The organism is Streptomyces sp. NPDC101151 (assembly GCF_044768335.1).
Classification (GTDB): domain Bacteria; phylum Actinomycetota; class Actinomycetes; order Streptomycetales; family Streptomycetaceae; genus Streptomyces.
Genome location: NZ_JBIWPP010000108.1, coordinates 1 through 3918 on the forward strand (window position 1 = coordinate 1; position 3918 = coordinate 3918).

Genomic DNA, 3918 nt, shown 5'->3' on the forward strand with positions numbered 1-3918 from the left:
GGCCGGTGTGGACTGGACGCGTGTCTTCGAGGGCACGGGCGCTGAGCAGGTCGACCTGCCGACCTACGCTTTCCAGCGTCAGCGCTACTGGCTGGGTGAGACGCCTCGTACGCTCGAGGCGCCGACCCCCACCGCCTCACTGCCTCTGGACGAGCAGCTCGCTGCCGTCGGCGACGACGAGCGGCGCCGGGCGCTACTGGATCTGGTACGCGTCCAGGTCGCGATCGTCCTCGAGTACGCGTCGGCGGACGTCGTCGACGTGGCGCGGACCTTCAAGGACCTGGGCTTCGACTCGCTCACCGCGGTGGAACTGCGGAACCGGCTGAACAGCGCGACGGGACTGCGGCTGCCGTCCTCCCTGCTGTTCGACTACCCGACTCCCACTGCCCTGGCCGGCCATCTGGAAGGCGAGCTGGTCGGTGACGAGCGGGGCGCCACGGCTCCGCTGCCGGTGCCGGTTGCTGCCGCGGGCAGCGACGAGCCGATCGCGATCGTGGGGATGGGGTGCCGTCTGCCCGGCGGTGTGACCACGCCCGAGCAGTTGTGGGACCTCGTCGCCTCCGGCGGCGACGCCGTCTCCGCATTCCCGACCGACCGTGGCTGGGACCTGGACGCTCTCTACGACGAGGACCCGGAGCGCTCGGGTACCTCGTACGTGCGGGAGGGTGGCTTCCTCTACGATGCCGCGGACTTCGACCCGGCGTTCTTCGGGATCTCGCCGCGTGAGGCGCTGGCCATGGACCCGCAGCAGCGGCTGCTGCTGGAGACCTCGTGGGAGGCGTTCGAGCGCGCGGGCATCGACCCGTCCACGGTGCGGGGAAGCCAGGCGGGTGTCTTCGCCGGGGCGATGTCCCAGGACTACGGGGCCTTGCTGCACGAGGCGACCGACGGCCTGGACGGCTATCTCCTCACCGGCAAGTCCACCAGTGTCATTTCGGGCCGACTGGCGTACTTCCTCGGTCTGGAGGGCCCGGCGGTCACGGTCGACACCGCGTGCTCGTCGTCGCTGGTGGCCCTGCACCAGGCGGTGCAGGCGCTGCACAGCGGCGAATGCTCGCTGGCGCTTGCGGGCGGTGTGACCGTGATGCCCACGCCCGGCATGTTCGTGGAGTTCAGCCGTCAGCGCGGGCTTGCCGCGGACGGGCGCTCCAAGGCGTTCTCGGACGCGGCGGACGGCACCTCGTGGGCCGAAGGCGCGGGCATGCTGCTGCTGGAGCGGTTGTCGGACGCGCGTCGAAACGGCCACCCGGTGCTGGCCGTGATCCGGGGCTCCGCGGTCAACCAGGACGGCGCGAGCAACGGCCTCACCGCGCCGAACGGGCCGTCCCAGCAGCGCGTCATCCGCCAGGCGCTCGCGAACGCCCGGCTGACCCCGGCGGACGTCGACGCGGTCGAGGCCCACGGAACGGGTACGGCGCTGGGTGACCCGATCGAGGCGCAGGCGCTGCTGGCCACGTACGGGCAGGGGCGGCCGGAGGACCGGCCGCTGTGGCTCGGCTCGCTGAAGTCCAACATCGGCCACGCACAGGCCGCCGCCGGCGTGGCCGGTGTGATCAAGATGGTGCAGGCGTTGCGTCACGGCGTGCTGCCGCGCACGCTGCACGTGAATCAGCCGACACACGAGGTGGACTGGTCGGCCGGTGCGGTGGAGCTGCTGACCGAGCAGCGGGCCTGGCCCCAGACCGAGGACCGGCCCCGCCGCGCTGGTGTGTCCTCCTTCGGCATCAGCGGCACCAATGCCCATCTCATCCTCGAAGCGGGCCCCGAACTTCCCGCCGCAGAAGCCCCGGCCGGGCCGGGCCCGGCCGCAGCATCCGCCCAGCCCTCCGCCGTCGTACCGTGGGTGCTCTCCGGCCGCGGCACGGACGCGCTGCGCGCCCAGGCCGCCCGGCTGCTCAACGGCATCGAAGGCGAAGCCGGGCCGTCCCCGCTGGACGTGGGCTGGTCCCTGGCGTCCGGCCGGGCACGGTTCGACAACCGCGCCGTCGTCATCGGCACCGACCGGGACGGGCTCACCACCGGACTCGCCGCGCTGGCACGTGGCGAGGACGCGCCGGGCGTCATCACCGGTCCCGCCGAAGGCGCCGCCGGGACCGCCCGCGTCATCTTCGTCTTCCCCGGTCAGGGATCGCAGTGGGCCGGCATGGCCGTGGACCTGCTGGACTCCGCGCCGGCCTTCGCCGACCGGCTGCGCGAATGCGGTGCGGCGCTCGCCGAATTCGTCGACTGGGACCTGGAGGACGTGCTGCGCCAGGCGCCCGGTGCGCCGTCGCTGGAACGCGTCGACGTCGTTCAGCCCGTGCTGTTCGCCGTGATGGTGTCGCTTGCGGCGCTGTGGCGCTCGTACGGTGTGGAGCCCGCCGGCGTGGTGGGGCACTCGCAGGGCGAGATCGCCGCCGCCTGCGTCGTCGGAGCGTTGTCCCTGCGTGACGCCGCCGGCGTGGTGGCGCTGCGCAGCCAGGCCATCGCCGCGGAGCTGGCCGGACTCGGCGGCATGGTGTCGGTCTCCCTGACCGCGGACGAGGCCGAGGCGCGGATCGCCGCCTGGGACGGGCGGCTGTCGGTTGCCACCGTCAACGGCCCCACCTCGGTGGTGGTGGCCGGTGAGGTCCAGGCCCTCGACGAACTGCTGACGGCGTGTGAGGCGGACGGCGTACGGGCCCGGCGGATCGCCGTGGACTACGCGTCGCACTCCGCGCAGGTCGAGAGGATCGAGGAGCGCCTGGCCGAGGTCCTGTCCGACATCAGCCCCCGGCCGTCGACGGTGCCGTTCCACTCGACCGTCACCGCGCAGGTGCTGGACACCTCCGGACTGGACGCGGCGTACTGGTACCGGAACCTGCGGCAGACCGTACGGTTCGAGGAGACCGTCGGCGCCCTGCTGGAGGCCGGCGACGCCGTCTTCGTCGAGGTCTCCGCACACCCTGTGCTGGCGGTCGGCGTACAGGAGACGGCCGAGGCGCGTGGCGCGCGGCAGTCCGCCGTGGTGGGATCGCTGCGACGCGACGAAGGCGGCCTGGACCGCTTCCTCGCCTCCGTCGCCGAGGCGTGGACGCACGGCGTCACGGTCGACTGGGCGCGCGCCTTCGCGGGCACCGGCGCCTCGCGCGTCGAACTGCCGACGTACGCCTTCCAGCGGCAGCGCTTCTGGCTGGAGACCGCGACGAGCGTCCACCCGGACACCGGCGCGGCTCTCGCCGCGCGCGGCACCGACGAGACCGAAGCACGCTTCTGGGCAGCGGTCGAGGGCGAGGACCTCGGCTCCCTCGCCACCACGCTCGGCGTCTCCGCCGACCAGCCCTTCAGCGCGGTGCTGCCCGCCCTGTCCACCTGGCGCCGGCAGAGCCAGGAGCGGAGCAGGCTGGACGGCTGGCGGTACGACGTCACCTGGAAGCCGCTCGACCGGACCCCGAGCCCGGTGCTCTCCGGGACCTGGCTGGTGGTCGTGCCGGCCCGGCTGACCGCGGACCCCTGGGTGGCCGCCGCCGCCCAGGCCCCGGCCGACCACGGGGCCCGCACCCTCCGCCTCGTCGCGGACGCGGATGCCGACAGGCAAACGCTGGCCCAGGCGATCACGGAGACCGTCGCCGACGGCACCCGGCTCGCCGGAATCCTGTCCCTGTTGGCACTGGACGAGGCGGATCACCCCGCGTACGCGGACGTGGCCGCCGGACTCGCCGGAACCTCGGCACTGCTCCAGGCGCTGGGCGACGCGGGCATCGACGCACCGCTGTGGTGCGCGACCCGGGGCGCCATGGCCACCGGTCGCACCGAGCGCCCGAACGGCACAGTCCAGGCGCAGGCTTGGGGGTTTGGTCGGGTGGCGGCGTTGGAGCATCCGGATCGTTGGGGTGGTCTGGTCGATCTTCCTGAGGTGTTTGATCCGCGGGCGCGGGAGCGGTTGTGCTCGGTGTTGGC

Annotated in this window: 1 protein-coding gene; it reads left to right on the forward strand. The window is 73.2% G+C overall.

Annotated features, from left to right (window positions below):
• Nucleotides 1-3918 (forward strand): type I polyketide synthase (locus ACIRU3_RS47425; protein WP_404070629.1); only part of this gene is annotated, 3918 nt, incomplete at both ends.